The following is a 26,511-nucleotide window of genomic DNA, read 5'->3' as shown; positions in this document are numbered from 1 at the left end:
CTGGTTCAGAACTCCAGCCGCTCGCGCCGGCCCACCCGCATCACGACGGCCGCGAAGGCCAGGGTGACCACGAGCAGGGCGACACCGATGGTGGTCGCGTAGGCCGCCTGACCGTCCCGGAACGCCGCCTGGTAGACGTACAGCGGCAGGACCGTCGTCGCGTAGTCGGGGCCGCCGGGGCCGACGGACATGATGTGGACGACGGCGAAGGCTTCGGCGCCGAGGGCCAGGATGCCCATGTAGACCCAGCCGGACTGGACGGTGTCCCAGAGCAGCGGCAGGGTGATCCGGAAGAACGTGGTGATCCGGCTGGCGCCGTCGAGCAGGGCGGCCTCGTAGAAGTCCCTGGGGATGGAGGCCATGCCCGCGGAGAAGAGGACGACGAAGAAGCCGACGGTGCACCAGACGAGGACGGCCACGATGCACCACAGGGCGAGCTGGGGGTCGCCGAGCCAGTTCGGCAGGGACTCACCCTCGACGCCGACGCTCTTGAGCAGGCCGTTGATCATGCCTTGGGCGGGGTCGAAGGCGAACTGGAAGAGGATCGCGACGATGGCGATCGACAGGACCTGCGGGACGAAGTACGCGATCTTGTAGAAGCCCGAGCCGCGGACTCCCTGGATGGCGGCGCCCCGGCGACGCCGGCCGCCGACGTTGATCATGAAGGCGAAGAAGAGGGCGAGGCCGAGCGTCACCAGCGGCAGCAGAAGCGCCAGCAGCACGCTGTGCCACAGGGACTTCCAGAAGATGTCGTCCTCGAACATCTTCGTGTAGTTGTCGAAGCCGACCATCTGGAAGTCGGGGCTCAGACCGGTCCAGTCCGTGAACGAGTAGTAGATGGACTGGATGAAGGGCCAGATGACGAAGACGGCGTAGAGCGCCATGGGGATCGCCAAGAACCCGAGAATGAACCGGTACTTACCGTGTTGCATCGTGAGCGACTCCGACCTTCCTGTGCTGCCGCCGCTGGTGACGAGCCATCACTTCTGGTGCTTGAAGTGCTTGATGGACGAGTCCTTCGCCACGGCGTCCGCGTAGCCCTGGATCTTCTTGATGGTCTCGGCGGGGTTGAGCCGTCCGGCCATCATCTCGCCGAGGCCGGCGACGCCGATCTGCTCCTTGTTGAGCTTCACGTACCAGTCCTGGATCCGCGGGTTGACCACGTTCTGTCCGGCCTTCTGGAGGGTGGCGACACCCGACTTGAGGCCGTCGGAGAGCTCCAGGCCGCTGGTGCCGCCGTTGAAGGCGCTCAGTGACTTGGTGGCGGTGGTGAAGCTCTTGGAGGAGGCCTCGCTGAGCATGATGCGCAGCTGCTCCATGCCGCCCTCGACGTTCTTCGCCTGGGCCGGGACGATGAACGGCTCGCTGCCGGAGGCCCAGACGGTGCCGAACGGCATCTTGTCGGACTTGTCGAGGCTGGAGGGGCCGCTCACGGAGAGCTTGAAGTCCTTGGGGATGATGGCGGCTTCCTCGTTCTCGACCCAGGAGCCGTTGGGGATGAAGAGCGCCTTGCCACGGGCCCAGGCGCCCTGCGAGCCGCGGTGGTCGAGGCCCGGGGTGCCCTGGAGGATGTACCCCTTGGCGTAGAGCTCGTAGTACGCCTCGAACGCGGACTTGACGGCGGGGTGTTCCCAGGCCTTCGGCTCCAGGTTGTCGATGGCGTCGAGGACTTCCACGCCGCCGATCTTGGCGATGAAGGGGTAGAGGGAGAACGGCAGGTAGTACGGGTGCTTGCCGGGGTACGTCCAGCCGGCGATGCCCTGCTTCTTCGCCTTGGCGCAGAGCGCGAGCATCTCGTCCCAGGTCTCCGGGTACGTCGCATCGAGCTTCTCCAGGGCGGTCTGCGAGTACCAGACGCCGTACACGGTGTACGCGTAGAACAGGATCCAGAACGGCTCGCCGTCGAACTGGCCCATCTCGATGATGCCGGGCCGCAGCGTGTCGCGGACCTTCTTCGAGGGGTCGTCGATGGACGGCGCGTCCAGCAGCGGGGTGAGGTCGGCGAGCTGCTTCTTGCCGACCAGGACGCCCATGTCCATCTGCTGGGCACCGGAGTTGTCGATCAGGTCCGGCGGGGTACCGCCGTTGAAGCGGGGCTGGAGGACGGACTGGATCTTCTGGGTCTTGGAGAACTTCACCTTCGCCTTGGGGAAGTTCTTCTCGTAGATCTTGTTGGCGTCCTCGGCGTACTGCGTACCGAGACCGCCGTCGAAGATGACGACTTCGAGGGGTGCGGACTCGTTGACGGCCAGCGGGTTCTTGTCGGACTTCGTGCCCTTCTCGACCTTCCCCTTGTCCTCGCCGCCGGAGCCGCTGGCGCACGCGGACAGGAAGCTCATGGTGGGGACGGTGATCAGGCCGAGCGCGGCCGAACGCTTGATCAGATCGCGACGGCCGAGGCCCTCATTGTCGCGGGCGGAGGTGGATCCCATGCTCAAGTCCTCGCCTTCTCCAGGACTCAGGCGGTGTACCGGTCGCCCGTTTCGTCGCCTGAGCGAAGGGCCCCGCCACCGCGTTCCAGTGCAGCTTGAGGTGGTGCGTCTGGTGCGTCGAAAGCTTGGGTCGTGACGTTGGCGTATGGGTGGTGCAGGGTAGTCCGGTCGACCGGACGCCGACAGGTATAGTCCACTTCCCGCCAACTGAGCAAGATCGAAAGCAGTTTTCGGCGGCAGTCTTTCCCGAGTTGAGACCTCCGGGATATCCGTGGCGGTTTTGCGCCCTTCCGGCCACCGGCGAACTCCCTGGAATGGCCGAATCCACCCTTTCGGCGATGCCAACGCCCTTGACATCACCGGTCACTTAACTCCCTACTGGACCCTGCGCATCGCAGTTGACAACGTTGTCTCATCTCTTCGTCAGGAGATATGACTCCGCATGCAGCCCAGACCACAGCCCCCTCACAGACCACGCCCCCCTCTCGGGCACCTTCGCGCGGCCGCCCTCGTGGCGGCCGCCGCTCTGCTCCTCGGCAGCGCCCCGTCGACCGCCCTCGCCCTGCCCGCCCAACCGGACGGTGTGGAGCGGGAGTTCCGTACTTCCTTTGAAGCGGACGAACCCCAGCCGACCTGGCGCAACACCGTCGAAACGGCTCCGGACGGCGTGAAGCGCGCGTCCGGGGTGGACGGCGGCTTCTCCACCGGAATACCGGGCAATGTCACCGATAAGGTCGTGGCGGTCCGGGCCAACGGCGAGAACGCGGGCGCGGGTGAGACCAAGGAGAATCTCGTCGATCTCCAGCCCAGCACCAAATGGCTGGTGTTCGAGCCGACCGGCTGGGCCGAGTTCGACACGGATGAACCGGTCAAGGTGGTGACCTATGCGCTGACCTCGGCGAATGACGCCGCCGAGCGCGATCCCCGGAACTGGACGCTCAAGGGTTCGGCGGACGGCGAGGAATGGACCGTCCTGGACACCCGGGAGGGCGAGACCTTCGCCAAACGCTTCGAGACGAAGACGTATTCGTTCGAGAATTCAACTCCGTATACGCATTACCGGCTGGAGATCACCCGGAACAACGGCGCCGCGGGGATCACTCAACTCGCCGACGTTCAGTTCTCGAACGGCGACACATCGTCCCCGGTGCCGGAGGACATGCGGACGCACACGGACCGCGGCCCCGGCGGCTCCCCCACCGCCAAGGCGAACGCGGGGTTCACGGGCAAGCGGGCGCTGCGGTACGCCGGCCGCCATATGCCGGGCGGCCGGGCCTGGTCGTACAACAAGGTCCTCGACGTGAACACGGTCGTCGCCCGGAACACCGAGCTCTCCTACCGGATCTTCCCCTCGCTGCCCGAGACGGACCTCAACTACCCCGCCACCAACGTCTCCGTGGACCTCGCGTTCACCGACGGCACCTATCTGAGCGAGCTGGGAGCGGTCGACTCCCACGGCGGAGCGCTGACCCCGCAGGGCCAGGGCGCGGCCAAGCGGCTCTACGTCAACCAGTGGAACCAGGTCACCTCGGGGATCGGCACCGTCGCGGCGGGCCGGACCGTCGACCGGATCCTGGTGGCGTACGACTCCCCCAAGGGCCCGGCGGCGTTCCAGGGCTGGATCGACGACCTGGAGCTGCGGCCCAAGGGGCCGGAGCGCTCGCCCGGCCGGCTCTCCGACTACGCGTCGACGACCCGGGGCACCAACTCCAGCGGCTCGTTCTCGCGGGGCAACACCTTCCCGGCGACGGCGGTCCCGCACGGCTTCAACTTCTGGACGCCGGTGACCAATGCCGCGTCCAAGAGCTGGCTGTACGAGTACGCGCGCGGGAACAACGCGGACAACCTCCCTACCGTGCAGGCCTTCTCGGCCAGCCATGAGCCGAGTCCCTGGATGGGCGACCGGCAGACCTTCCAGCTGATGCCGTCGGCCGCGGCGGGCACCCCGGACACCTCGCGTACCGGCCGTGCGCTGCCGTTCCGGCACGAGCGGGAGACCGCGCGGCCGCACTACTACGGTGTGACGTTCGAGAACGGGCTGAAGGCGGAGATGGCGCCGTCGGACCACGCGGCGATGATGCGGTTCACCTATCCCGGCGAGGACGCCTCCGTGCTGTTCGACAACGTCACCGACGAGGGCGGTCTGACGCTGGACCCGGCGAGCAGCTCCTTCACCGGTTTCTCCGACGTGAAGAGCGGTCTGTCGACGGGGGCGACCCGGATGTTCGTGTACGGCGTCTTCGACGCGCCGGTCACCGCGTCCGGCGGGCAGGGGGTGCGGGGCCATCTGCGGTTCGACGCGGGCGTCGACCGTACGGTCACCTTGCGCATCGCCACCTCACTGATCAGCGTGGACCAGGCGAAGGCGAACCTTGCGGCCGAGATCCCGGCGGGTTCACGGTTCGAGCGGGTGAAGGACCGGGCGCAGAACGCCTGGGACGCGCTGCTGGGTCGGGTACGGGTGGAGGGCGCGACCCGCGATCAGCTGGTCACGTTGTACTCCAGCCTGTACCGGCTCTATCTGTATCCGAACTCCGGTTTCGAGAAGGTGGGTTCGGTCTTCAAGTACGCGAGCCCCTTCTCTCCGCAGACGGGCCCGGACACGCCGACGCACACCGGAGCGAAGATCGTCGACGGGAAGGTGTACGTCAACAACGGCTTCTGGGACACGTACCGCACGACCTGGCCGGCGTACTCCTTCCTCACTCCGCGCAAGGCGGGCGAGCTGGTGGACGGGTTCGTGCAGCAGTACAAGGACGGCGGGTGGATCTCCCGCTGGTCGTCGCCGGGGTACGCCGATCTGATGACCGGGACCTCCTCCGACGTCGCCTTCGCCGACGCCTATGTGAAGGGCGTGGACTTCGACGCGGCGGCGGCGTACGAGGCGGCGCTGAAGAACGCGACGGTCGCGCCGCCGAGCCGGGGCGTGGGCCGCAAGGGCATGGAGACCTCGCCGTTCGTGGGCTACGCCTCGACGGCGACGCACGAGGGTCTGTCCTGGTCGCTGGAGGGCTATCTCAACGACTACGGCCTGGCCAGGATGGCCGAGGCGCTCCACCGCAAGACGAAGAAGGAGCGGTACAAGGAGGAGGCCGCCTACTTCCTCAACCGTGCGCGGAACTATGTCACGTTGTTCGACGGGAAGGCCGGCTTCTTCCAGGGCCGGGATCCGGGCGGTGGCTGGCGGGTGCCGTCCGAGCGGTACGACCCGAGGATCTGGGGTTACGACTACACCGAGACCAACGGCTGGGGCTATGCCTTCACCGCGCCGCAGGACTCCCGCGGCCTGGCCAATCTGTACGGCGGTCGCGCGGGCCTGGCGAAGAAGCTGGACACGTACTTCGCCACGCCGGAGACCGCGAGCCCGGAGTTCGTGGGGTCGTACGGCAGTGTGATCCATGAGATGACCGAGGCCCGTGATGTGCGGATGGGGATGTACGGGCACTCCAACCAGGTCGCCCACCATGTGACGTACATGTACAACGCCGCCGCGCAGCCGTGGAAGACGCAGGAGAAGGTCCGCGAGGTGCTCTCCCGGCTCTACACCGGCAGCGAGATCGGACAGGGCTACCACGGCGACGAGGACAACGGCGAGCAGTCGGCCTGGTATCTCTTCTCGGCGCTCGGCTTCTATCCGCTGGTGATGGGCAGCGGGGAGTACGCGATCGGCTCGCCGCTCTTCACCAAGGCGACGGTGCGCATGGACAACGGCCGCACGCTCGTGGTCCGGGCGCCGGAGAACAGCGCGCGGAACATCTATGTGCGGGGTCTGCGGGTGAACGGCAAGCCGTGGCACTCGACGGCGCTGCCGCACGAGGTGATCGCCCGGGGCGGGGTGCTGGACTTCGCGATGGACGACACGACGTCCGCGTGGGGTACGGGACCGGGTGCCGCGCCGGTCTCCATCACCCGGGACGACAAGGTGCCGGTGCCGCGCGCCGATGTGGTGCGGGGCGCGGGGCCGCTGTTCGACGACACCTCGGCGACGGAGGCCCCGGTCGGGTCGGTGGAGCTGCCGGTGCCGGGTGAGGTGCGGGCCGTGCAGTACACGTTGACATCGTCCGACCGGGCGAAGGCTCCGACGGCGTGGGTGCTTCAGGGCTCGTCGGACGGGACGGTGTGGAAGGACGTGGACCGGCGGTCCGGTGAGTCGTTCGCCTGGGACCGGCAGACGCGGGTCTTCACGGTCGGGGCGCCGGGTGCGTACGCGAAGTACCGCCTGGTCGCGGCCGGTCCGGCGACACTCGCGGAGGTCGAGCTGATCGGCTAGCCGACCGTCCGGCCGTGTCCGCCGTCGTACTCCCGGGCGTCAGTGGGGGCGTCCGGGAGTTCGCGGTCCAGGGCCTCGCGATAGCGGACACAGCCGCGGAGGAACTGCGGCCAGGGCGGGACGGCCACGTCGGGGGTGACGGCTTCGGGCAGCAGCCCCCACAGCTGGGGGTGGTGCCAGCACAGGTCGTGGCCGGAGCTGTCCCGGTGGACGCGGATGGCGGCGCGGAGCCGTCGGACCTCGGCGAGCAGCGCGTCGCGGTCGAGCCGGGCGAGGTCGTCGTCGAGGTCGTCGGTGCCCCCGCCGACCGCGCCACCCACAGAGCCCGATTTGTCAGGGTTTTCTGCACTCATGGCGCGCAGGATAGGTGCTTCGGCGGATACGCGACCGGCCGCCACCCCGTGCGGGGGTGGCGGCCGGTGCCATGTGACCGTGCGCGGTGAGCCGCGCCGGTGACTAGCTGCGGATCAGGTTGCGCAGCACGTACTGCATGATGCCGCCGTTGCGGTAGTAGTCCGCCTCGCCGGGGGTGTCGATCCGGACGACGGCGTCGAACTCGACGCCGGTGTCGGTGGTGACCTTGACCGTGCGCGGGGTGGTGCCCTCGTTGAGCTCGGTCACACCGGAGATGGAGAAGGTCTCCTCACCGGTCAGGCCCAGGGCCCCGGCCGAGGCGCCCTCGGGGAACTGGAGCGGGAGGACGCCCATGCCGATGAGGTTCGAGCGGTGGATGCGCTCGTACGACTCGGCGATGACGGCCTTGACGCCGAGGAGCGCGGTGCCCTTGGCGGCCCAGTCGCGGGACGAGCCGGAGCCGTACTCCTTGCCCGCGAGGACGACGAGCGGGATGCCCTGCTCGATGTAGTTGCGCGAGGCGTCGTAGATGAACGACACCGGGGCGTCCGCCTGGGTGAAGTCGCGGGTGTAGCCGCCCTCGGTGCCCGGCGCGATCTGGTTGCGCAGGCGGATGTTGGCGAACGTACCGCGGATCATGACCTCGTGGTTGCCTCGGCGCGAGCCGTAGGAGTTGAAGTCACGACGCTCCACACCGTGCTCGGTGAGGTACTGGCCGGCCGGGGTGTCGGCCTTGATGGCACCGGCCGGGGAGATGTGGTCGGTGGTGACCGAGTCGCCGAGCTTCGCCAGCACGCGCGCGCCGGTGATGTCGGTGACCGGGGTGGTCTCCATCGTCATGCCCTCGAAGTACGGGGGCTTACGGACGTAGGTGGACTCGGTGTCCCACTCGAAGGTGTTGCCGGTGGGGATCGGCAGCGCCTGCCACTGGGCGTCGCCGGCGAAGACGTCCTGGTAGGACTTGTTGAACATGTCCTCGCCGATGGCGTTGGCCACGACGTCGTTGACCTCGGCCTCGGAGGGCCAGATGTCCTTGAGGTAGACCGGGTTGCCGTCGGTGTCGATACCGAGGGCGTCCTTGGTGATGTCCACCTTCATGGACCCGGCGAGGGCGTACGCGACGACCAGCGGCGGGGACGCCAGGTAGTTCATCTTGACGTCGGGGTTGATCCGGCCCTCGAAGTTGCGGTTGCCGGAGAGGACCGAGGTGACCGCGAGGTCGTGCTCGTTGACGGCCTTGGAGACCTCCTCCGGCAGCGGGCCGGAGTTGCCGATGCAGGTGGTGCAGCCGTAGCCCACGAGGTTGAAGCCGACCTTGTCGAGGTAGGGGGTCAGGCCCGCCTTGTCGAAGTAGTCGGTGACGACCTTGGAGCCCGGCGCGAGGGTGGTCTTGACCCACGGCTTGCGGGTCAGGCCCTTCTCCACGGCCTTCTTCGCGACGAGCGCGGCGGCGACCATGACGTACGGGTTCGAGGTGTTGGTGCAGGAGGTGATCGCGGCGACGGTGACGGCGCCGTGGTCGATCTCGTAGGTCGAGCCGTCGGGGGCGGTCACGGTGACCGGCTTCGACGGGGCGCCGTCGGGGTGGTTCGCCGGGGCGTCGGAGGCCGGGAAGGACTCCTTGCCCGCCTCGTCGACGTCGTCGACGTAGTTGCGGACGTCCAGCGCGAACTGCTGGGCGGCGTTCGCGAGGACGATGCGGTCCTGCGGGCGCTTCGGGCCGGCGATGGAGGGGACGACCGTGGAGAGGTCGAGCTCCAGCTTCTCGGAGAAGTCGGGCTCGGCGGACGGGTCCAGCCAGAGACCCTGCTCCTTGGCGTACGCCTCGACGAGCGCGACCTGCTGCTCGGAGCGGCCGGTGAGCTTGAGGTAGTTCAGGGTCTCGCCGTCGATCGGGAAGATCGCGGCGGTGGAGCCGAACTCGGGCGACATGTTGCCGATGGTGGCGCGGTTGGCGAGGCTCGTCGCCGCCACACCCTCGCCGTAGAACTCGACGAACTTGCCGACGACACCGTGCTTGCGCAGCATCTCGGTGATCGTGAGGACAAGGTCGGTGGCGGTGGTGCCGGTGGGCAGCTCACCGGTCAGCTTGAAGCCGACGACGCGCGGGATGAGCATGGAGACCGGCTGGCCGAGCATGGCGGCCTCGGCCTCGATGCCGCCGACGCCCCAGCCGAGCACACCGAGGCCGTTGACCATGGTGGTGTGCGAGTCGGTGCCGACGAGGGTGTCGGGGTACGCCTGGCCGTTGCGGACCATGACCGTACGGGCCAGGTGCTCGATGTTGACCTGGTGGACGATGCCGGTGCCGGGCGGGACGACCTTGAACTCGTCGAAGGCGGTCTGGCCCCAGCGCAGGAACTGGTAGCGCTCCTTGTTGCGGCCGTACTCCAGCTCGACGTTCTGGCCGAAGGCGTCCTTCGTGCCGAACTTGTCGGCGATGACGGAGTGGTCGATGACCAGCTCGGCCGGGGCCAGCGGGTTGATCTTCGCCGGGTCGCCGCCGAGCTCCTTGACGGCCTCACGCATGGTGGCGAGGTCGACGACGCAGGGCACACCGGTGAAGTCCTGCATGATCACGCGGGCCGGCGTGAACTGGATCTCCTGGCTGGGCTGGGCCTGGGAGTCCCAGTCGCCGAGGGCCCGGATGTGGTCGGCGGTGATGTTCGCGCCGTCCTCGGTGCGGAGGAGGTTCTCCAGGAGCACCTTAAGGCTGTAGGGGAGGCGCGCCGAGCCCTCCACCTTGTCCAGCCGGAAGATCTCGTACGACTCGTCGCCCACGCGCAGCGTGCTGCGGGCGTCGAAGCTGTTCGCCGACACGACAGTCTCCTTCATCAATGTGCGCGTTACTACCGCATCCTGCCGCGATGGCTCCTGGCCGATCCGCTAAGGTAAGACTTAGTTAGGTAACCCTTACCGGTGGCGCGGCTGCGGTGCGTCTTTCGGCAGATATCTCGATGTCGAGATAACTCTAGTACATCCCTGCGCCCTGAGACGAGGCACGCACCCGTAGGGCTGCGGGAACGACGATCGGGTGGGGTGTTTCGGCATGCCCGGACCCAGCGAGGCCGGTCCTGGAGGGGTCGGGGGCTCCGGCGAGCTCGACGAGGCGGGCGAGCAAGGTCACGGCCGTGCTCGCGGTGATCTCGGGGTGCAATGTCACCGTACTCACGGGCGGGTCGGTCTCCGCGTACCCAGGATCCTCGCTGGCGCACACCAGACGCAGCACATCCGGTACGGCAAGTCGGTGGCGCCGGGCCGCGGCGAGGAGCTGACGGCCACCGGGGTCGTAGAGGGAGTAGACGGCGTCGGGCCACTCCTCGGGGCTGCGGCGCAGCAGCGGGTCGAAGGCGTGGCCGTCGGTGTCCGACGGATCGAAGTCGACCAGGAGCGGTGGCACGCCCCGCTCGGCGCACCAGCGCTCGTAGGTCTCGGTGGCGGTGTGCGTGTAGTGGTCGCGGCCCCAGCCCGCGTGCAGTGCGACACGGCGCGAGCCGGCCGCCGCGAGGTGGGTGAGGACCTCACGGGTGGTGGCGCGGTGGTCGTTGTCGACCCACACGTCGCCGGGCAGCGCGTCGGCCGGGACGCCGTCGAAGACGAGCGGAAGGCCGCGGGCCCGCAGGGCCCTCAGCACCGGGTCGTCGGCCGGGCTGTCCACGAGGAGCATGCCGTCGACGGCGAGGGTGTGCCAGAGCTCCTCGGCGCCACGCTCCGAGGGGAGGGTGGTCAGGGCATAGCCATGGGCGTGGGCCGCGGCGGTCGCGGCGGTGATGGCGCGGGAGAAGAAGGGGATCCCGGCGAGGTCCCAGGCGACACCGGCGTTGGTGGTGACGGCGAGCCCGAGCGTACGGGTGCGCGGGGCCCGGGACGGCCCGTAGCCGAGGCCGGTGGCGAGGGCGCGGATGCGGCGGCGGGTGGCCTCGGCGATGCGGCCGGTGCCGTTGAGGGCGTGCGAGACGGTGGCGGTCGACACCTCGGCGGCGCGGGCGATGTCGGCGAGGGTGGGTCCGGACACGCGCGTCATCGTACGGATCCGGTGGCGGCGGGGGCAGTGCGCGGAGGGAAATCGCCGCCCCGGGCCCCTTCTGGTTAAGGGGTTAATCACGGAGTGTTCGGCCCACGGCGGGGGGGTCGTGTCTGCAGTCCGTCCCGGCTTGTCCGTTCCGTGCTTGTCCGTTCCGTGCTCTTGTCTGGAGTGGTCCATGAGTTCTTCTGCGTCCCGTCCGTCACGGCGTTCCCTGCTCGCCTCGTCGGGGGCGGTGGCCATGGCGGCCGCGGCCGGTGTGGCCGCGGGCGGGCCCGCCGCGGCGGCCGGTCCGGCGTCGGGGCCCGGGCGGCGCGGGTCCGCCGCGCTGATCGTGCATCACGCGCGGGTGTTCACGGGGCTGCCCGGTGGGCGGCCGGTGGAGGCGGTGGCCGTGGGCCGGGACGGGCGGATCCTCGCCACCGGGCGCGATGGCGAACTGCGGCGGCTGATCGGCCGGGACACCGAGGTCGTCGACGCCCGCGGGGCGACGGTGATGAGCGGGATCCATGACGGGCATGTGCATCCGCTGGCCGCCGGGAAGCGTTCGCTGCGGCCGTCGCTGGAAGGCGCGGAGACGACGGAGACCGAGCTGCTGGGGATCCTGACCGGGTTCCTGGAGGACTCCCCCGCTCAGGAGCCGGACGGCTGGCTGGTGGTGGAGGACTGGAATCCGGTGGGGCTGCTGCCGCAGGGCACCGCGCCGCATCACGCCCTGCTGGACAGGCTGCCGACCCGCCGGCCGGTCGCGCTGGTCGCCGGGGACGGTCACAACGTCTGGGTGAACGGCCGCGCTCTGCGGATCGCCGGAATCGACGCTTCGACGCCGGATCCGGTGGGCGGGAAGATCGTGAAGGGGGCGGACGGGCAGCCGACCGGAGTGCTCAAGGACGACGCCCAGCCGCTCGTGACACGTCACATTCCGGAGCCGGATCCGGCCGAGCTGACCGCCGCGTGCGCCCGGGCGCTGGAGCAGGCGGCCGCCTCGGGGGTGACCACGATGATGGACGCCTGGGTCGGCCGAGGTGAGCTGATGACGTATCAGGCGCTGGCCGCGAGCGGGAAGCTGCCGCAGCGGGTCGTGCCGGCCATCCGGATCGAGGCGGACCAGGCGAAGGATCCGGCGGGCGCGTTGGCGTACGCGAAGGGTCTGAGGCGCGAGTTCAAGGGTGTGCGGGGGCTGCGTTTCGGCATGGTCAAGGTGTTCCTGGACGGGGTGATCGAGCACCCCGCGCAGACGGCGGCGCTGCTGGAGCCTTATCTGGACGGCGCGGGACGGTCAACCGACAATCGGGGCGAACTGTATGTTTCCGGCAAGGACTACGGGCGCCTGACGGCCGCGTTCAACCGGGCAGGGTGGCAGATGCACGCCCATGGACTGGGTGACCGGGCGGTACGGACGGCTCTGGACGGATATGCCTGGGCGCGGCGCACGACCGGGCTGCGCGACACGCGCAACGCGGTGGCGCATCTCCAGCTCGTCGACCCGGCGGATTTGGGGCGGTTCGCCCGGCTGGGAGTCGTGGCGTGTATGCAGCTGCAATGGGCGGCGCGGGACACCTGGACGATGGAGGCGCTGCTGCCGTACATCGGTCCGGAGCGGCACCGCTGGATGTATCCGGCGCGGAGTCTGGAGCGGCACGGCGCGCGGCTTTCGGGCGGGTCGGACTGGCCGGTCGACGCGCTGCAGGTGTGGAACCAGATCCGTACCGCGGTGGACCGGCGTGGCGCGCACGGTGACGGTGAGCTCTACCGCGAGCTGGAGGGCCTCGACCGGGGCTCGGCGCTGCGGATGCACACGTACGGCACGGCGTGGCAGCTGCGGATGGACCGGATGACGGGATCGGTCCAGGAGGGCCGGGCGGCGGATCTCGTGGTGCTCGACCGTGATGTGACGCGCTGTCCGGTAAAGGACATCAGCGACACGCGGGTGGAGCTGACGCTGGTGGACGGGCGGGTGGTGCACGACGCGCGTTCGGAGTCCGGCCGGGCCGCGGCGGCGGGTCTCGCCCGGGCGGCGGAGGGGCCGCGTCCGGCGTCGTACGAGGCGGTGCACGGGGACCGGCACCGGGCGTGCGGCTGCGGCGGGCACTGACATGTCACCGAGTGCGGCGTGACATGCGACACGCCGCACTGGGGGCGGCCCAACCCCCGTACGGCGGCGCAGCGATTGCCGCCGTCGTGGGGGCGGCCGAGGATCGGCCCATGTTCAGTGGTTCACATGTGATCCTCTACACACCCGACGCGGAGGCCGACCGGGCGTTCCTCAAGGACGTACTCGGCTTCGGCCATGTGGACGCGGGGGAAGGCTGGCTCATCTTCAAGCTGCCGCCGGCCGAGGTCGCGGTGCACCCCAGCTCCGGTGAGCCGAAGCACGAGCTCTATCTGATGTGCGACGACATCGCGGCCGTGCTGGCGAAGCTGGCCGAGCGCGGGACGGAGATCTCACAACCGGTCAGCGACCAGGGCTGGGGCCTGCTGGCGGCGATCCGCCTGCCGAGCGGTTCCGAACTGTCCCTGTATGAACCGCGTCACCCCACTGCGCACGGTCTGTCCCTCTAATGACCCAGCCCAACGCGATCACCATCTCATATCTGAGATAGCCTGCGGCCATGGCAGACGACTACCTCGTACGCATCGGCAAGCTCATCCGTGACGCCCGGCAACACCGGGGCTGGACACAGACGCAGCTCGCCGAGGCACTGGCCACCAGCCAGAGCGCCGTGAACCGCATCGAGCGCGGCAACCAGAACATCAGTCTTGAGATGATCGCCCGTATCGGCGAGGCGCTCGACAGCGAGATCGTGTCGCTGGGTTACGCAGGACCCATGCACCTGCGCGTGGTCGGCGGACGCCGACTCTCCGGCTCCATCGACGTCAAAACCAGTAAGAACGCCTGCGTGGCGCTGCTGTGCGCCTCGCTGCTCAACAAGGGCCGTACGGTCCTGCGCCGCGTCGCCCGGATCGAAGAGGTCTTCCGACTCCTTGAGGTCCTCAACTCCATCGGCGTACGCACCCGTTGGATCAACGACGGCGTGGACCTCGAGATCGTGCCGCCGGCCCAGCTCGACATGGAGGCGATCGACGCCGAGGCGGCGCGTCGCACCCGCTCCATCATCATGTTCCTCGGGCCCCTGCTGCACCGGCTCGACCACTTCAAGCTGCCGTACGCCGGCGGCTGCGACCTCGGCACGCGGACGATCGAGCCGCACATGATCGCGCTGCGCCGGTTCGGTCTGGACATCACGGCGACCGAGGGCCTCTACCACGCCCAGGTGGAGGCGTCGGTCACGCCGACCCGGCCGATCGTGCTGACCGAGCGCGGCGACACCGTGACCGAGAACGCGCTGCTCGCCGCGGCGCGCCACGACGGCGTCACCGTCATCCGCAACGCCTCGTCCAACTACATGGTCCAGGACCTGTGCTTCTTCCTGGAGGCGCTGGGCGTACGGGTGGACGGCATCGGCACGACGACGCTGACCGTGCACGGTGTACCGCAGATCGACGTGGACGTCGACTACTCCCCCTCCGAGGACCCGGTCGAGGCGATGAGCCTGCTGGCGGCCGCGGTGGTCACAGAGTCGAAGCTGACGATCCGCCGGGTGCCGATCGAGTTCCTGGAGATCGAGCTCGCGGTCCTGGAGGAGATGGGCCTGGACCACGACCGCTCGGCCGAGTACTCCGCGGACAACGGCCGGACCCGACTGGTCGACCTGACGGTCCGCCCCTCCAAGCTGGAGGCGCCGATCGACAAGATCCACCCGATGCCGTTCCCCGGCCTGAACATCGACAACGTCCCCTTCTTCGCCGCGATCGCGGCGGTGGCGCAGGGCCAGACGCTGATCCACGACTGGGTCTACGACAACCGCGCCATCTACCTCACCGACCTCAACCGCCTCGGCGGCCGCCTCCAGCTCCTCGACCCCCACCGCGTCCTGGTCGAGGGCCCGACCCGCTGGCGCGCGGCGGAGATGATGTGCCCGCCGGCCCTGCGCCCGGCGGTGGTGGTCCTCCTCGCGATGATGGCGGCGGAGGGCACGTCGGTGCTGCGCAACGTCTACGTCATCAACCGCGGCTACGAGGACCTGGCGGAGCGCCTGAACTCGGTGGGCGCGCAGATCGAGATCTTCCGGGACATCTGAGAACCCTTCGCCTGAGACCTCTCATCGGCGCCTGAGGCCCCCGCTCCGCATCGGAGCGGGGGTCTTCCGCCGTGTCGGCAGAGGTCAGGGGACCGGTCCCACCCCGCCCTTGAGGCGTTCGATGTCGGAGGGGCGGACCTGGATGGCGACGAGGGAGATGATCAGGGCGACGACCGCGAAGGCCGCGGCGACGATGAAGCCGGCCGAGACGCCCGAGGTGAGAACCTCGTCGCCCCAGGGTGGCGGCAGTTGGCCGGTCTTCGCGAACAGGGCCTGCTCCACGGGGGACGCCTGGGCGAGGAAGGCGGGGACCTGGTCCTCCGCCTCGTTGCGGCTGACCGTGCCGAAGACCGTGACCAGGATCGACAGGCCCAGCGAACCGCCGACCTGCTGGGTCGCGTTGAGCAGGCCGGACGCCGCGCCCGACTCCTGCGGCTCCACGTTGGACAGGGCCATCAGGGTCAGCGAGACGAACATCAGGCCCATGCCCACGCTGAACACCAGCATCGGGCCGAGGATGGAGCCCGCGTACGTGGAGTGGACGTCGGTCAGCGTCAGCCAGGACAGTCCGGCCGCGAGGCACAGCGAGCCCAGAACCATGAAGGGTTTCGGCCCGAACCTGGGCAGCAGCTGCGAGGTGAAGCCCGCCGCCACCGCGATGACCGCGCTCACCGGCAGGAACGCCAGTCCGGCCTCCAGTGGGCTGAAGCCGAGGACCTGTTGCACGAACAGGGTGAGGAAGAAGAACATGCCGAAGATCGCCGCGGCCAGGCAGAGCATGATCCCGTAGGTGCCCGCCCGGTTCCGGTCGGCGAACATGTGCAGGGGTGTGATGGGCTGCCGCGACCTGCGCTCGATCAGGACGAACGTGACCAGCAGGACCACCGCGACGCCGAACGAGGTGAGGGTCAGCGCGTCCCGCCAGCCCTCCTGTGCGGCGCGGATGAAGCCGTACACCAGCGCCACCATGCCCAGCGTGGACGTCAGCGCGCCCAGGAGGTCGAAGTGGCCGGGATGCCGTTCGGACTCCCGGACGTGGCGCGGCGTGAGGAAGGCGATCAGCAGCGCGATCGGCACGTTCACGAAGAAGATCCAGCGCCAGTCGAGCCATTCGACGAGGACACCGCCGGCCAGCAGGCCGATCGCGCCGCCGCCCGCGGAGACGCCCGCGAACACGCCGAAGGCCCGGTTGCGTTCCGGTCCCTCGTCGAAGTTCGTGGTGATCAGGGAGAGCGACGTCGGGGAGGCGATCGCTCCGCCGACGCCCTGGAGGGCACGAGCGGCGAGCAGTTGCCAGCTGCTCTGGGCGACTCCGCAGAGCAGGGACGCGAGGCCGAACAGCAGCACGCCGAAGATGAAGACGCGGCGCCGGCCCAGGATGTCACCGGTTCGTCCGCCCAGCAGCAGGAGTCCGCCGAAGGTCAGCGTGTACGCGTTGACCACCCAGGACAGGTTGGTGGTGGAGAACTCGAGTGACCGCTGGATGTGCGGCAGCGCGATGTTCACGATGGTGATGTCGAGGACCACCATCAGCTGGCAGGAGGCGATGACGAAGAGGGCGATACCTTTGCCGTCGCCCTGCTCGGGGGCGGCGGTCGTGGCCGAGTTCGTCTGCTTGCGAGTCCTCATGGCGAATCGCGCTCTCGCGGGAGCCTGCGGGCGGGGCCGCCCACCATTCGACCGTAAGCCCCGCCCCTGACCCCCACCAGTCGATCAAGACGCCCCGCGTGCCGCCCCCAGCGTGCGGCGTGGCCTGCGCTCCACCGGTTCGTCTCGGGCCTGCGCCCACAGGGAGCGGACATGGCCGAGATGGCGGGCCATGCAGGCCTCGGCGGCCTCGTCGTCGCCTTCGAGCATCCGGTCGAGGAGCTCGTGGTGCTCCTCGGCGGAGGCGACGAGCAGTCCACGCTCGTCGAGCCCGGTCAGGCCGTAGAGCCGGGAGCGTTTGCGCAAGTCGCCCACTGTCTCGACGAGACGGTCGTTGCCGGCCAGGCCGAGCAGGGTGAGATGGAAGCGCCGGTCGGCGTCGAGATAGCCGATGAGGTTGTGCGCGCGGGCGCTGGTCACGATCTCGTCGGCGATCGGCCGTAGTTCCTTCAGCTGGGCAGCGGTCGCGATCCTGGTCACCCGGCCGACGGTGGGGACCTCGATCATGGCGCGGAGCTCGGTGTACTGGTCGAGATCGCGCTCGCTGACTTCCGTTATGCGAAAGCCCTTGTTCCGTACGGGTTCCACCAGGCCCTCCCGGGCCAGGTCGAGCATCGCCTCGCGGACGGGGGTGGCCGAGATCCCGAAGTCGGTGGCGAGGCCCGGCGCCGAGTAGACCTCTCCGGGGCGCAGCTCCCCGGCGATCAGGGCGGCCCGCAGGGCGTGGGCCACCTGATCGCGCAACCGCTCCTGGACGGTTGCCAGTTGGTGCTGTTTCAGATAGCCGCCCATGGCGCCCTCCGTGGTGTGGTGACGAGTGGACGTACGATCTCACGGAAGGGTGACGGTCCGAATTGTCCTGTGGACAACGCGAGACCGGGGCGGACGAATCCACCCCGGTCTCCGTGCGGTCGAGCAGGTCCTGCGGTCCTCAGCTCAGCTGCGGAGCGGTCCTTCGCAGGTGTACGGGGAGGTGCCGGCCTTGCGGTCGCTCCAGATCTCGACCTCGCCGAAGGAGCAGTTCATGTCGGCGAGATTGGTGGACGCGGCGCCCGCCCGGTCGAGGATGAAGTGGTCGACGGTCTCGGACATGTCCTTGAAGACCCGGTCCGGACTTCCGGCGTCACTGAGGTTGGCGGTGATGCGGCCGGTGCAGATGAAGCGCCGCTTGCCGGTGTCACCGTTCTCGGTGCACTGGGGGGTGCTGTACGTGGCCGTGGCGAACGAGAAGCGCACGGCCGCCACCGTCGAGTCGCGCAGCTGGTCGTTGGGGGTGTAGCGGGTGTTGGGCACGAACAGCTCGTCGACCTTGGCGATCTGGGCGTCGAGGAAGGCGTCGTAGCCGCGCTGGAGTGCGGCGTCCTTGCCGAGCCGGTCCCGCCAGGAGTCGAACGCGGCCGGGTTGTCGGCGCGCAGATGACCGTACATCTCCCGGAGCAGTCCGGGCCGTGCGGTCCACAGGTACTCGAAGAAGGTGCCGGCGTAGCTGTAGAAGCGGAATCCGTCGCCGTCGTACGTGGCGTGCAGCAGCTGGTCGACGGTCATCCGCGGGCCGCCCTGTGCGGTGTCACCGATGACGCTCTTCACCAGCGACTTACGGACGGCGACGCCGTTGTCGCGGGTCGCCCCGTCGAAGAACTCGGCCGTTCCCTCGTCCATCGCGGTGGTGCGGTCGTTCTGGTACCACGGGCCCTCGCCGAAGTAGCCCGGCACGGCGAAACGGCCGTTGAGGTAGTGCACGTACTCGTGGCGGAACAGCTCCTCCAGCGTCAGGGAGGAGTCCTGCGGCACCCGCCGCTGGTACGTGTAGAAGGTGGCACCGCGCTCGATGTAGATGCCGCCGTTGTTGGTGTCCATGCCGGTGAGGATGGGGTGGTAGTTCTCGTAGTCGGCGCGTGAGCCGTACAGCACGATGTTCAGGACGGCGTTGGTGTCACCGGTGAGCGGGGTCTCGGTGCCCAGGACGCGGTGGAACTGCGCCTTGACCTGCTTGCTCGCGTAGTAGAGCTGGTCGACGGTGGCGCGGTCGAGGCCGGTGCGGACCTTGATGGCGCCCTTGTCGTAGGTGTACGTGTACGGGAAGATCTTCCGCTCGATGTCCGCCTTGCAGACGCCGTACGGCTTGCAGGCCTCGTAGACGTTCAGCCAGGACACGAGCTTGGCCCACGGGGCGCTGCCGTGGCCGAAGTCGCGGACGACGGGGCCGAGGAGGGCACCGAGGTCGGCCACGACACCGTCGCGGAGCCCCGCCACCTGCCCGAAGCGGCCGTACTCGGAGAGGGCGTCGCGCACCACCCAGTCGTTGTCGGTGCCCTTGAGGTGGGTGTATCCGGCGAACTGCTTGAACGCCTCGCGGTAGCGCAGGTCCCGGGCGACGGCGGCGTGGAAGGCGGTGTCGCCGTTGCCCGGATAGACGCCGAGGTAGTTCACGGAGAGCGCGGCGAGGGCGGCGTTGCCCCAGGCCCGGTCGGCGTGCTGGTTCGGGTGGTACTGGTCCATGGTGGCCAGGACCTTTTTGATCAGGCCGAGTTGGTGATGGCGCAGGCCGGGCGCCGATCCGGTGTAGAGCGCCTCGCGCAGGGTTTCGGCGTTGGTGCCGGTGACGTCGAAGGTACGGGCCGCGGCGCCGAAGTCGGCGATGGCGCGGCGCAGTACGTCGACGGTGGGCGCGTCGGTGATGTCGATCTCGTCGCGGGAGAAGTCGTGGTACGCGACGGCGTGGAGATAGGTGAACATCTCCAGCAGGTGGGTGCCGTTGCGGCCGTCGTGGGAGGCGGCGCGCGCGGATATTCGGCGGCCGACGGCCTGGACGTGGGCGTCGGACATGACCGGGGTGAGCCGGGCGTCCCAGGTCCAGATCAGATCGCGCAGACAGCCGTTGGCGGTGACGGCCGGGTCGGCGAGGAAGTCGGCGAACTGCTCGGGGCCGAGGCGGGTGATGCCGTCGAGCGTGCACGGCACGGCGGCGGCCCGGGGCGGGGTGGAACGGGCCGCGGCGGAGGACTTGGGGGTCTGCGGGCCCGGGACGCGGGCCGAGGGGTGGCCGCCGGGCGCGGGGGCGGGCTGGAGGGTGCGGTGCGGCGCGCGGGCGAGGCGCTGGACCTCGTCGTGTGGATCGGCCCCATGGGCCCCGGGGGCCCCGGTGAAAGCAGGGGTGGCGGCCGCGGCGGACGCGGGGGCCGGGGCGGCCGTCGGGGCGGATTGCGCCTGGGCGCTCTGGGCGACCGGACCGAGCAGCGCCGCGGCGACGGCCGCGGCGAGCAGGGGTCTGCGCATGGATCTGGACTGGAACACCTACGACTCCTCTGTGGGAGGTGGGGGAAGCGGTGCATGTCAGCGTTACGGGTGGAGCAGAGACAACTCGCCTGCCTCCCGGCTCAGTTGAGGTGAGGGCGGTGTGGCTCCAGCAGTAAAATAGTAATGTGAAATTGCACTGACAACCCCCTGGGCGCTCCCTCTTCTTCACCTCCCCGGAACATTCGTCCAAGACAGGGACCGCCCAACTGGGCGACCGTAGAGGCATGCACAGCCACGAAGCGGGGGCCGTAGCCCCCCGTACCCCCATCGATCGTGACGCCGAGAACGGCTGGGAGGTCGCCCGCCCCGTCGGCGGCCCCTCCCTCGGCGGCGTCCGGATGGCCGGATTCCGTGACCGCGCCGCCACCGGGCTGGACATGCACGTGCTTCCCCAGCCCGCCGTGATCGTCGTCATCGGTCTCGCTGGTGGCCCGGTCACGGTGGAGAGCGCCACCGGGCCCCGCCCCATGAGGAGCCTCGTCGCCTCCCTGTCGCCCGGCCCGGCCCGCATCCGCGGCGAGCGGGTCGAATGCGTCGAGGTGGCCCTGTCACCCCGGGCCGCCTATGCGCTGCTGGGCGTACCCCCGCCCGAACTGGACGGTTCCCTCACCGGACTTGAAGACCTGTGGGGGCACGACGAGCGACGCCTCGGCGAGCAGCTGGCCGACGCCGGGACCTGGCAGGAACGCCTCACACTGGTGGACGAGTTCCTCGCCCGGCGGGCCGCGCGGGGGCCGTCGATGTCACCCGAGATCGCCGCCGCCTGGGACACCATCGTGGCCCGTCGAGGCCGGATACGGGTCGGTGACCTCGCCGCGTCGTACGGATGGAGCCGCAAGCGGCTGTGGTCCAGGTTCACTGCCCAGATCGGCCTCACCCCCAAGCGCGCCGCCATGCTGGTCCGCTTCGACCACGCCGCCCGGGCGCTCGCCGCCGGTGAGAGCGCCGGCGACGTCGCCCTGGCGTGCGGGTACGCCGACCAGCCCCATCTCCATCGTGACGTCCTGGCCCTCGCCGGATGCACGCCGGGCGTCCTGGCCGGCCGGGCGACGTCGGCCGACTGACCCTCAATCAGACCGCAAGAACCGAAGAGATCCCCACACGAAGGAAGGAACCACCTGTGACGAACACGGATGTCCGGGCAGCAGGACCGGCCGACCGCGATCTGATCGCCCGGCTCGCGTTCGGGAGCATGGCAGCCCAAACCCTGCGCGCGGCAGTCAGGTTGGGAGTCGTGGAGCTGATCGGAGGTACGGTACGCCCGGCCGCCGAGGTCGCCGCCGACGCCGGAGCCGAAGCGCAGCCCATGACGCGGCTGCTACGCGCCCTCGCGGGCCTCGGCCTGCTGAAGGAGGACGCCCCCGGGTCCTTCTCGGTGACCCCCGCCGGCGCACTGCTCGACCCCGGCCACCCCGACTCCCTCACGTCGTTCGTGCGGATGTTCACCGAGCCGGCGATCGTACGCGCCTGGGAGCACCTGGACGACAGTGTCCGCACCGGCGAGGTCACGTTCGACGCCGTCTTCGGCACGGACTTCTTCAGCCACCTCGCCCAGGACGCCGAGCTGTCCGCGGAGTTCAACGCGGCGATGAGCCAGGCCGTCGCGGAGACCGCCGCCGCGCTGCCGTACGCCTTCGACTTCGGCCGGTTCGCCACGGTCACGGACGTGGGCGGGGGCGACGGAACCCTCCTGGCCGGTGTGCTCGGCGCGCACCCGGGCATCACCGGAGTGGTCTTCGACACGGCGGAGGGTCTCGCCGAGGCGCCGAAGACGCTGGAGCGGCACGGACTGAACGAGCGCTGCTCCCTGGTCGCCGGGGACTTCTTCCGCTCCGTCCCCGCGGGCTCGGAGCTCTACCTGATGAAGAGTGTCCTGCACGACTGGTCGGACGAGCAGGCGGTCACGATCCTGCGCCACTGCCGCGAGGCGCTGAAGCCCGGCGGTCTCGTCCTGATCGTGGAGCCCGTGCTTCCCGAAGCCGTCGACACAGATGCCGGCGCCGACGTCACCGACGGCGGAGTCACCTACCTCAGCGACCTCAACATGATGGTGAACATAGGCGGCAGGGAGCGCACCCGCGAGGACTTCGAGGACCTGTGCCGGCGCGCGGGCCTGTCCGTCACCTCGGTCACCCCGCTCGCGGATGCCGCACCGTACTCCGTCATCGAGGCCGTGGCCGGCTGACGGACAGACCATCCGAAGGCTTCAGTCCAGGACCGCGAAGCCGTCCAGTTCCACCAGCGCCTGCTCGTCCCAGAGGCGGACTGCGCCGATCACCGCCATCGCGGGGTAGTCGCGGCCCACCAGCTGGTGCCAGATCCGGCCGAGTTCATGGGCGTGGGCGCGGTAGTCGGCGACATCGGTGGCGTACACGGTGACGCGTGCCAGGTCACCGGGCATGCCGCCGGCCGCGTGCAGGGCGGCGAGCAGATTGGTCAGCGCCGTGCGGAACTGTTCCGGCAGGGTCTCCCCCACCACCTTGCCGTCCGCGTCGAGCGCGGTCTGCCCGGCCAGGAAGACCACCCGGGAGCCGGTCGCGACCACGGCGTGCGAGAAGCCGGTCGGTGGGGAGAGCCCGGCCGGGTTGTGACGGTGCAATGTCATCGGTACAGCTCCTTGGCGATGATGGTGCGCTGGACCTCGGTGGCGCCCTCGTAGATCCGGGGCGCGCGCACCTCCCGGTAGAGATGTTCCAGCAGATGGCCGCGTTGCAGCGCGCGGGCGCCATGCAGCTGGACGGCCGTGTCGACGACGTACTGCGCGGTCTCGGTGGCGAGCAGTTTCGCCATGGCCGCGCGCCGGGGGACTTCCGGGTCCCCCGCGTCGTACGCCGCGGCCGCCGCGTACACCAGCAGCCGGGCCGCCTCCGTGCGGGTGGCCATCTCGGCGACCTGGTGGGCCACGGTCTGGAGGTCCTTGAGGACCCCGCCGAAGGCGGTCCGGCGGGCGGTGTGCCCGACGGTGGCGTCCAGCGCGGCCTGGGCCATGCCCACGGCGAAGGCCCCGACGCTGGGCCGGAAGAGGTTGAGGGTGTTCATGGCGACCCGGAAGCCTCGGTCGACCTCGCCGAGCACGTCGGCGGGGCCGACGGGGACCCGGTCGAAGACCAGGGCGCCGATGGCGTGCGGGCTGATCATCTCGAGCGGACTGCCGGTGAGGCCGGGGCGGTCGGCGGGGACGAGGAAGGCGGTGACGCCCCGGGCGCCCGCGTCCGCGTCCGTACGGGCGAAGACGGTGTAGAAGTCGGCCTCGGGGGCGTTGGAGATCCAGCGTTTCTCGCCGCTGAGCAGCCAGCCGTCGCCGCTGGGGGCGGCCTCCAGGGAGAGGGCGGCGGCGTCGGACCCGGCGTCCGGCTCGCTGAGTGCGAAGGCGGCGACCGCCCGTCCGGCGGTCACTTCGGGGAGCCAGCGGCTGCGCTGTTCGGGTGTCCCGGCGGCGGCGACGGGGTGGGCGCCCAGGCCCTGAAGCGCGAGGGCGGTCTCGGCCTCCGTACACGTATGGGCGAGCGCCTCCCGCATCAGACAGAGATCGAGCGCGCCGGCCGTGAACAGCCGCTCCAGCAGGCCGAGTTCGCCGAGCGCGGCGATGAGCGGGCGATTGACGCGGCCGGGTTCGCCCTGGGCGGCGAGCGGGGCCAGTTTGTCGGCCGCGAGGGTCCTGAGCTCTGCACACCAGGCGGTTTGTGCCGAATCGAGCGAGAATACGGGCATCCGTGCCCCCTCTTCATACGCATCTATCGCGGAGCGTTGACTGTCGTCACCTTCACGATACGCTCGATGGGCGACCCCACCACGACAAGGGGGCGGACCATGGAGCTGACACCGTCGGCGCACCACGACACCTTCACCCGGGACCATCTGCCGCCCCTGGAACAGTGGCCGGAGCTGGTCTTCGATCTGCCGGGGCTGCGCTACCCCCGGCGGCTGAACTGCGGGACGGAACTGCTGGACCGTACGGTCGAACGGTTCGGCGCGGACCGGCCCGTCTTCCATGACGCCACAGGCGGCGTCTGGACGTACGGCGAACTGCGCGAACGGGTGGACCGGATCGCCCATGTGCTCACCACCGACCTGGGCGTGGCGCCGGGCAACCGCGTGCTGCTGCGCGGCCCCACCACGCCGTGGCTGGCCGCCTGCTGGCTGGCGGTGATGAAGGCGGGCGCGGTGGCGGTCACCGTACTGGCCCAGCAGCGGGCCCAGGAGCTGGCCGTCATGTGTGACATGGCACGGTGCACGCACGCCCTCTGTGACATCCGCTCCGTGGACGACCTGGTCAAGGCGGAGGTTCCGGGGCTGCGGGTCACGACGTACGGCGGGGACTCCCCGGACGACCTGCTGTGGCTGGCGGCCGGCAAGCCGACGGTGTACGAGGCCGTGGACACGGCGGCCGACGACGTGGCGCTGATCGCCTTCACCTCGGGGACCACCGGACGGCCCAAGGGCTGTATGCACTTCCACCGTGACGTCCTGGCCGTCGCCGACACCTTCTCCGCGCATGTGCTGCGCCCCCGGCCGGACGACGTCTTCGCGGGCAGCCCGCCGCTCGGCTTCACCTTCGGGCTCGGCGCCCTGCTGGTCTTCCCGCTGCGTGCGGGGGCCAGCTCCCTGCTGCTCGAACAGGCCGGCCCCCGCCAGCTGTTGTCCGCCATCGCCCGGCACCGGGTGTCGGTGCTGCTCACCGCCCCGACCGCCTACCGGGTGATGCTGGACGAGCTCGACGGGCACGACACCGGCTCCCTGCGGCGCTGTGTGTCGGCGGGCGAGAATCTGCCGGCGGCCACCTGGCAGGCCTGGCGCGAGCGGACCGGGCTGCGGGTCATCAACGGCATCGGCGCGACCGAGCTGCTGCACATCTTCATCTCCGCCGCCGACGAGGAGATCCGGCCGGGAACGACGGGGCGGGTGGTGCCGGGCTGGCAGGCGCGGGTGGTGGACCGGGACGGGCGGCCGGTGGCCGACGGCGAGGAGGGCCTGCTCGCGGTCCGCGGTCCGGTGGGCTGCCGCTATCTCTCCGATCCACGTCAGCGGGAGTACGTGCGCGGCGGCTGGAACGTCACCGGTGACACCTACGTACGCGAGCCCGACGGGTACTTCCGCTATGTCGCCCGCGCCGACGACATGATCATTTCCGCCGGGTACAACATCGCCGGCCCCCAGGTCGAGGAGGCGCTGCTCGCCCACCCCGACGTGGTGGAGGCAGCGGTGGTGGGGCGCCCGGACGAACTGCGCGGGCAGATCGTGGTGGCGTACACGGTGGTACGTGACGGTGTACCCCGCGATCACACCACCCGGGAGGCGCTGCGTGACTTCGTGAAGGCGCGGCTGGTGCCGTACAAGTGTCCACGGGAGATCGTCTTCCTGGACGCCCTGCCCCGTACCGCCACCGGCAAGCTCCAGCGCTTCCGGCTGCGCGGTCCGGAGTGATCCCCTCCCCTCCGCGATCTAGAGTGATCACGTGGCCGAGCAGCACACCCCTCGTTCCCTGATCGTCTCCCTGTACGGCGCGTACGGACGGGCACCCGACAACGCCCCGCTGCCGGTGGCCGAGCTGATCCGGCTCCTGGCGGCGCTGGGCGTGGACGCGCCGTCGGTCCGCTCGTCCGTCTCCCGGCTCAAGCGCCGCGGCCTGCTGGTGCCCGAGCGCACGGCGGACGGCGCGGCCGGGTACGCGCTGTCCGCGGACGCCCGGCAGCTGCTGGACGACGGCGACCGCCGGATCTACGCGCGCACCGAGCCGACGCTCGCCGACGGCTGGGTCCTCGCCGTCTTCTCGGTGCCCGAGGCCGAGCGCCACAAGCGGCATCTGCTCCGCTCCCGCCTCGGCGGCCTCGGCTTCGGCACGGCGGCGCCGGGCGTCTGGATCGCCCCGGCACGGCTGTACGAGGAGACCCGGCACACGCTGGAGCGGTTGCAGCTGGTGACGTACGTGGACCTGTTCCGCGGCGATCACCTGGGTTTCGCGGCGACGGCGGAGGCAGTCGGGCGCTGGTGGGACCTGCCGTCCATCGCCAAACAGCACGAGGAGTTCCTCGCGGCGCACGAGCCGGTGCTGCGCGGCTGGCCTGCCGGGGCGCGGCGGCCCGCCGAGGAGGCCTACCGCGACTATCTCCTCGCCCTCGACTCCTGGCGCCGCCTGCCCTACGCGGACCCCGGCCTGCCGGCCGAGCTGCTGCCGCAGGACTGGCCCGGCGCCCGCTCGGCGGCGGTGTTCGGGGAGCTGCACGCGCGGCTGCGGGACGCCGGGGCGCGGTTCGTCCAGCAGGGCGCGTAACGCTCCGGCGCGGACGCGGGCCCGCAGCCGTCCTGCGCGCGGCGTGCGTCACCTGCGCGGCCTGCAACCGTCCA

General features: G+C 70.0%; 18 protein-coding genes. 8 read left to right on the top strand and 10 right to left on the bottom strand.

The window, feature by feature from the left end; translation table 11 throughout:
• Positions 1-5 precede the first annotated feature (5 nt).
• Positions 6-932, bottom strand: a complete 927-nt coding sequence (locus ACZ7LT_RS11745) for a carbohydrate ABC transporter permease (protein WP_471235846.1) — start codon at positions 930-932, stop codon at positions 6-8.
• A gap of 48 nt (positions 933-980) precedes the next feature.
• Entirely contained in the window at positions 981-2,432 is a 1,452-nt protein-coding gene (ngcE, locus tag ACZ7LT_RS11740; protein ID WP_471235845.1) for an N-acetylglucosamine/diacetylchitobiose ABC transporter substrate-binding protein, read from the bottom strand.
• 442 nt (positions 2,433-2,874) lie between these two features.
• Between ngcE and ACZ7LT_RS11735 the strand changes: the two genes are divergently transcribed.
• Positions 2,875-6,702 (top strand): GH92 family glycosyl hydrolase, encoded by a 3,828-nt coding sequence (locus ACZ7LT_RS11735; RefSeq protein ID WP_471235844.1) that lies wholly within the window; start codon positions 2,875-2,877, stop codon positions 6,700-6,702.
• On the opposite strand, the gene ACZ7LT_RS11730 is transcribed toward ACZ7LT_RS11735, so the two are convergent.
• From ACZ7LT_RS11730 to ACZ7LT_RS11720, 3 genes are all read right to left on the bottom strand, one after another.
• Entirely contained in the window at positions 6,699-7,055 is a 357-nt protein-coding gene (locus tag ACZ7LT_RS11730) for a hypothetical protein (protein ID WP_471235843.1), read from the bottom strand. The genes ACZ7LT_RS11735 and ACZ7LT_RS11730 overlap by 4 nt on opposite strands.
• 103 nt (positions 7,056-7,158) lie before the next feature.
• The gene (acnA, locus tag ACZ7LT_RS11725; RefSeq protein ID WP_471235842.1) at positions 7,159-9,876 is read right to left on the bottom strand and encodes an aconitate hydratase AcnA; all 2,718 of its coding nucleotides are present in this window, start codon (positions 9,874-9,876) and stop codon (positions 7,159-7,161) included.
• A 151-nt stretch (positions 9,877-10,027) separates the two neighbouring features.
• Positions 10,028-11,080 (bottom strand): LacI family DNA-binding transcriptional regulator, encoded by a 1,053-nt coding sequence (locus tag ACZ7LT_RS11720; protein WP_471235841.1) that lies wholly within the window; start codon positions 11,078-11,080, stop codon positions 10,028-10,030.
• A 178-nt stretch (positions 11,081-11,258) separates the two neighbouring features.
• On the opposite strand from ACZ7LT_RS11720, the gene ACZ7LT_RS11715 reads away from it, so the two are divergent.
• From ACZ7LT_RS11715 to ACZ7LT_RS11705, 3 genes are all read left to right on the top strand, one after another.
• Positions 11,259-13,175, top strand: a complete 1,917-nt coding sequence (locus ACZ7LT_RS11715; RefSeq protein ID WP_471235840.1) for an amidohydrolase — start codon at positions 11,259-11,261, stop codon at positions 13,173-13,175.
• A gap of 110 nt (positions 13,176-13,285) precedes the next feature.
• Complete coding sequence (locus tag ACZ7LT_RS11710) at positions 13,286-13,642, top strand: VOC family protein (RefSeq protein WP_471235839.1); 357 nt, start codon at positions 13,286-13,288, stop codon at positions 13,640-13,642.
• Between the two features lie 50 nt (positions 13,643-13,692).
• The gene (locus ACZ7LT_RS11705) at positions 13,693-15,222 is read left to right on the top strand and encodes a helix-turn-helix domain-containing protein (protein WP_471235838.1); all 1,530 of its coding nucleotides are present in this window, start codon (positions 13,693-13,695) and stop codon (positions 15,220-15,222) included.
• An 84-nt stretch (positions 15,223-15,306) separates the two neighbouring features.
• On the opposite strand, the gene ACZ7LT_RS11700 is transcribed toward ACZ7LT_RS11705, so the two are convergent.
• The 3 genes from ACZ7LT_RS11700 to ACZ7LT_RS11690 form a co-directional block, all read right to left on the bottom strand.
• Positions 15,307-16,851 carry an MFS transporter gene (locus ACZ7LT_RS11700; protein ID WP_471235837.1) on the bottom strand — a complete coding sequence of 515 codons (1,545 nt, stop codon included), beginning with the start codon at positions 16,849-16,851 and terminating at the stop codon, positions 15,307-15,309.
• Positions 16,852-16,935: 84 nt separating this feature from the next.
• A complete protein-coding gene (locus ACZ7LT_RS11695; protein ID WP_471235836.1) occupies positions 16,936-17,661 on the bottom strand; it encodes a GntR family transcriptional regulator in 726 nt (241 codons plus the stop codon).
• A gap of 144 nt (positions 17,662-17,805) precedes the next feature.
• On the bottom strand, positions 17,806-20,163 hold the full coding sequence (locus ACZ7LT_RS11690; RefSeq protein ID WP_471235835.1) for a collagenase: 2,358 nt from the start codon (positions 20,161-20,163) through the stop codon (positions 17,806-17,808).
• Between the two features lie 227 nt (positions 20,164-20,390).
• On the opposite strand from ACZ7LT_RS11690, the gene ACZ7LT_RS11685 reads away from it, so the two are divergent.
• Both ACZ7LT_RS11685 and ACZ7LT_RS11680 read left to right on the top strand, forming a co-directional pair.
• Entirely contained in the window at positions 20,391-21,230 is an 840-nt protein-coding gene (locus ACZ7LT_RS11685; protein ID WP_471235834.1) for a helix-turn-helix transcriptional regulator, read from the top strand.
• Between the two features lie 56 nt (positions 21,231-21,286).
• On the top strand, positions 21,287-22,351 hold the full coding sequence (locus tag ACZ7LT_RS11680; protein ID WP_471235833.1) for a methyltransferase: 1,065 nt from the start codon (positions 21,287-21,289) through the stop codon (positions 22,349-22,351).
• Positions 22,352-22,372: 21 nt separating this feature from the next.
• Here ACZ7LT_RS11680 and ACZ7LT_RS11675 read toward each other — a convergent pair whose 3' ends face one another.
• The gene (locus ACZ7LT_RS11675; RefSeq protein WP_471235832.1) at positions 22,373-22,771 is read right to left on the bottom strand and encodes a RidA family protein; all 399 of its coding nucleotides are present in this window, start codon (positions 22,769-22,771) and stop codon (positions 22,373-22,375) included.
• A complete protein-coding gene (locus ACZ7LT_RS11670) occupies positions 22,768-23,877 on the bottom strand; it encodes an acyl-CoA dehydrogenase family protein (RefSeq protein WP_471235831.1) in 1,110 nt (369 codons plus the stop codon). Before ACZ7LT_RS11670 ends, ACZ7LT_RS11675 begins: the two co-directional genes overlap by 4 nt.
• A gap of 99 nt (positions 23,878-23,976) precedes the next feature.
• Here ACZ7LT_RS11670 and ACZ7LT_RS11665 point away from each other — a divergent pair, with 99 nt between their 5' ends.
• Both ACZ7LT_RS11665 and ACZ7LT_RS11660 read left to right on the top strand, forming a co-directional pair.
• On the top strand, positions 23,977-25,590 hold the full coding sequence (locus ACZ7LT_RS11665) for an AMP-binding protein (RefSeq protein ID WP_471235830.1): 1,614 nt from the start codon (positions 23,977-23,979) through the stop codon (positions 25,588-25,590).
• 31 nt (positions 25,591-25,621) lie between these two features.
• Positions 25,622-26,437 (top strand): PaaX family transcriptional regulator, encoded by an 816-nt coding sequence (locus ACZ7LT_RS11660; protein ID WP_471235829.1) that lies wholly within the window; start codon positions 25,622-25,624, stop codon positions 26,435-26,437.
• The last annotated feature ends 74 nt before the right edge of the window (positions 26,438-26,511 follow it).

Source organism: Streptomyces sp. NPDC039465 (assembly GCF_055639315.1).
Note: the sequence above shows the minus strand (reverse complement) of the source record. Positions and strands in the feature narration are given on the sequence as shown.

What these genes read in the sequence shown, in the direction of transcription:
- ACZ7LT_RS11675 (WP_471235832.1), bottom strand. Translation starts at nt 22,771, where the DNA reads ATGACATTGCACCGTCACAACCCGGCCGGGCTCTCCCCACCGACCGGC.
- ACZ7LT_RS11730 (WP_471235843.1), bottom strand. Translation starts at nt 7,055, where the DNA reads ATGAGTGCAGAAAACCCTGACAAATCGGGCTCTGTGGGTGGCGCGGTC.
- ACZ7LT_RS11685 (WP_471235834.1), top strand. Translation starts at nt 20,391, where the DNA reads ATGCACAGCCACGAAGCGGGGGCCGTAGCCCCCCGTACCCCCATCGAT.
- ACZ7LT_RS11735 (WP_471235844.1), top strand. Translation starts at nt 2,875, where the DNA reads ATGCAGCCCAGACCACAGCCCCCTCACAGACCACGCCCCCCTCTCGGG.
- ACZ7LT_RS11720 (WP_471235841.1), bottom strand. Translation starts at nt 11,080, where the DNA reads ATGACGCGCGTGTCCGGACCCACCCTCGCCGACATCGCCCGCGCCGCC.
- ACZ7LT_RS11710 (WP_471235839.1), top strand. Translation starts at nt 13,286, where the DNA reads ATGTTCAGTGGTTCACATGTGATCCTCTACACACCCGACGCGGAGGCC.
- ACZ7LT_RS11670 (WP_471235831.1), bottom strand. Translation starts at nt 23,877, where the DNA reads ATGCCCGTATTCTCGCTCGATTCGGCACAAACCGCCTGGTGTGCAGAG.
- ACZ7LT_RS11695 (WP_471235836.1), bottom strand. Translation starts at nt 17,661, where the DNA reads ATGGGCGGCTATCTGAAACAGCACCAACTGGCAACCGTCCAGGAGCGG.
- ACZ7LT_RS11745 (WP_471235846.1), bottom strand. Translation starts at nt 932, where the DNA reads ATGCAACACGGTAAGTACCGGTTCATTCTCGGGTTCTTGGCGATCCCC.
- ACZ7LT_RS11705 (WP_471235838.1), top strand. Translation starts at nt 13,693, where the DNA reads ATGGCAGACGACTACCTCGTACGCATCGGCAAGCTCATCCGTGACGCC.
- ACZ7LT_RS11715 (WP_471235840.1), top strand. Translation starts at nt 11,259, where the DNA reads ATGAGTTCTTCTGCGTCCCGTCCGTCACGGCGTTCCCTGCTCGCCTCG.
- ngcE (WP_471235845.1), bottom strand. Translation starts at nt 2,432, where the DNA reads ATGGGATCCACCTCCGCCCGCGACAATGAGGGCCTCGGCCGTCGCGAT.
- ACZ7LT_RS11700 (WP_471235837.1), bottom strand. Translation starts at nt 16,851, where the DNA reads ATGAGGACTCGCAAGCAGACGAACTCGGCCACGACCGCCGCCCCCGAG.
- ACZ7LT_RS11665 (WP_471235830.1), top strand. Translation starts at nt 23,977, where the DNA reads ATGGAGCTGACACCGTCGGCGCACCACGACACCTTCACCCGGGACCAT.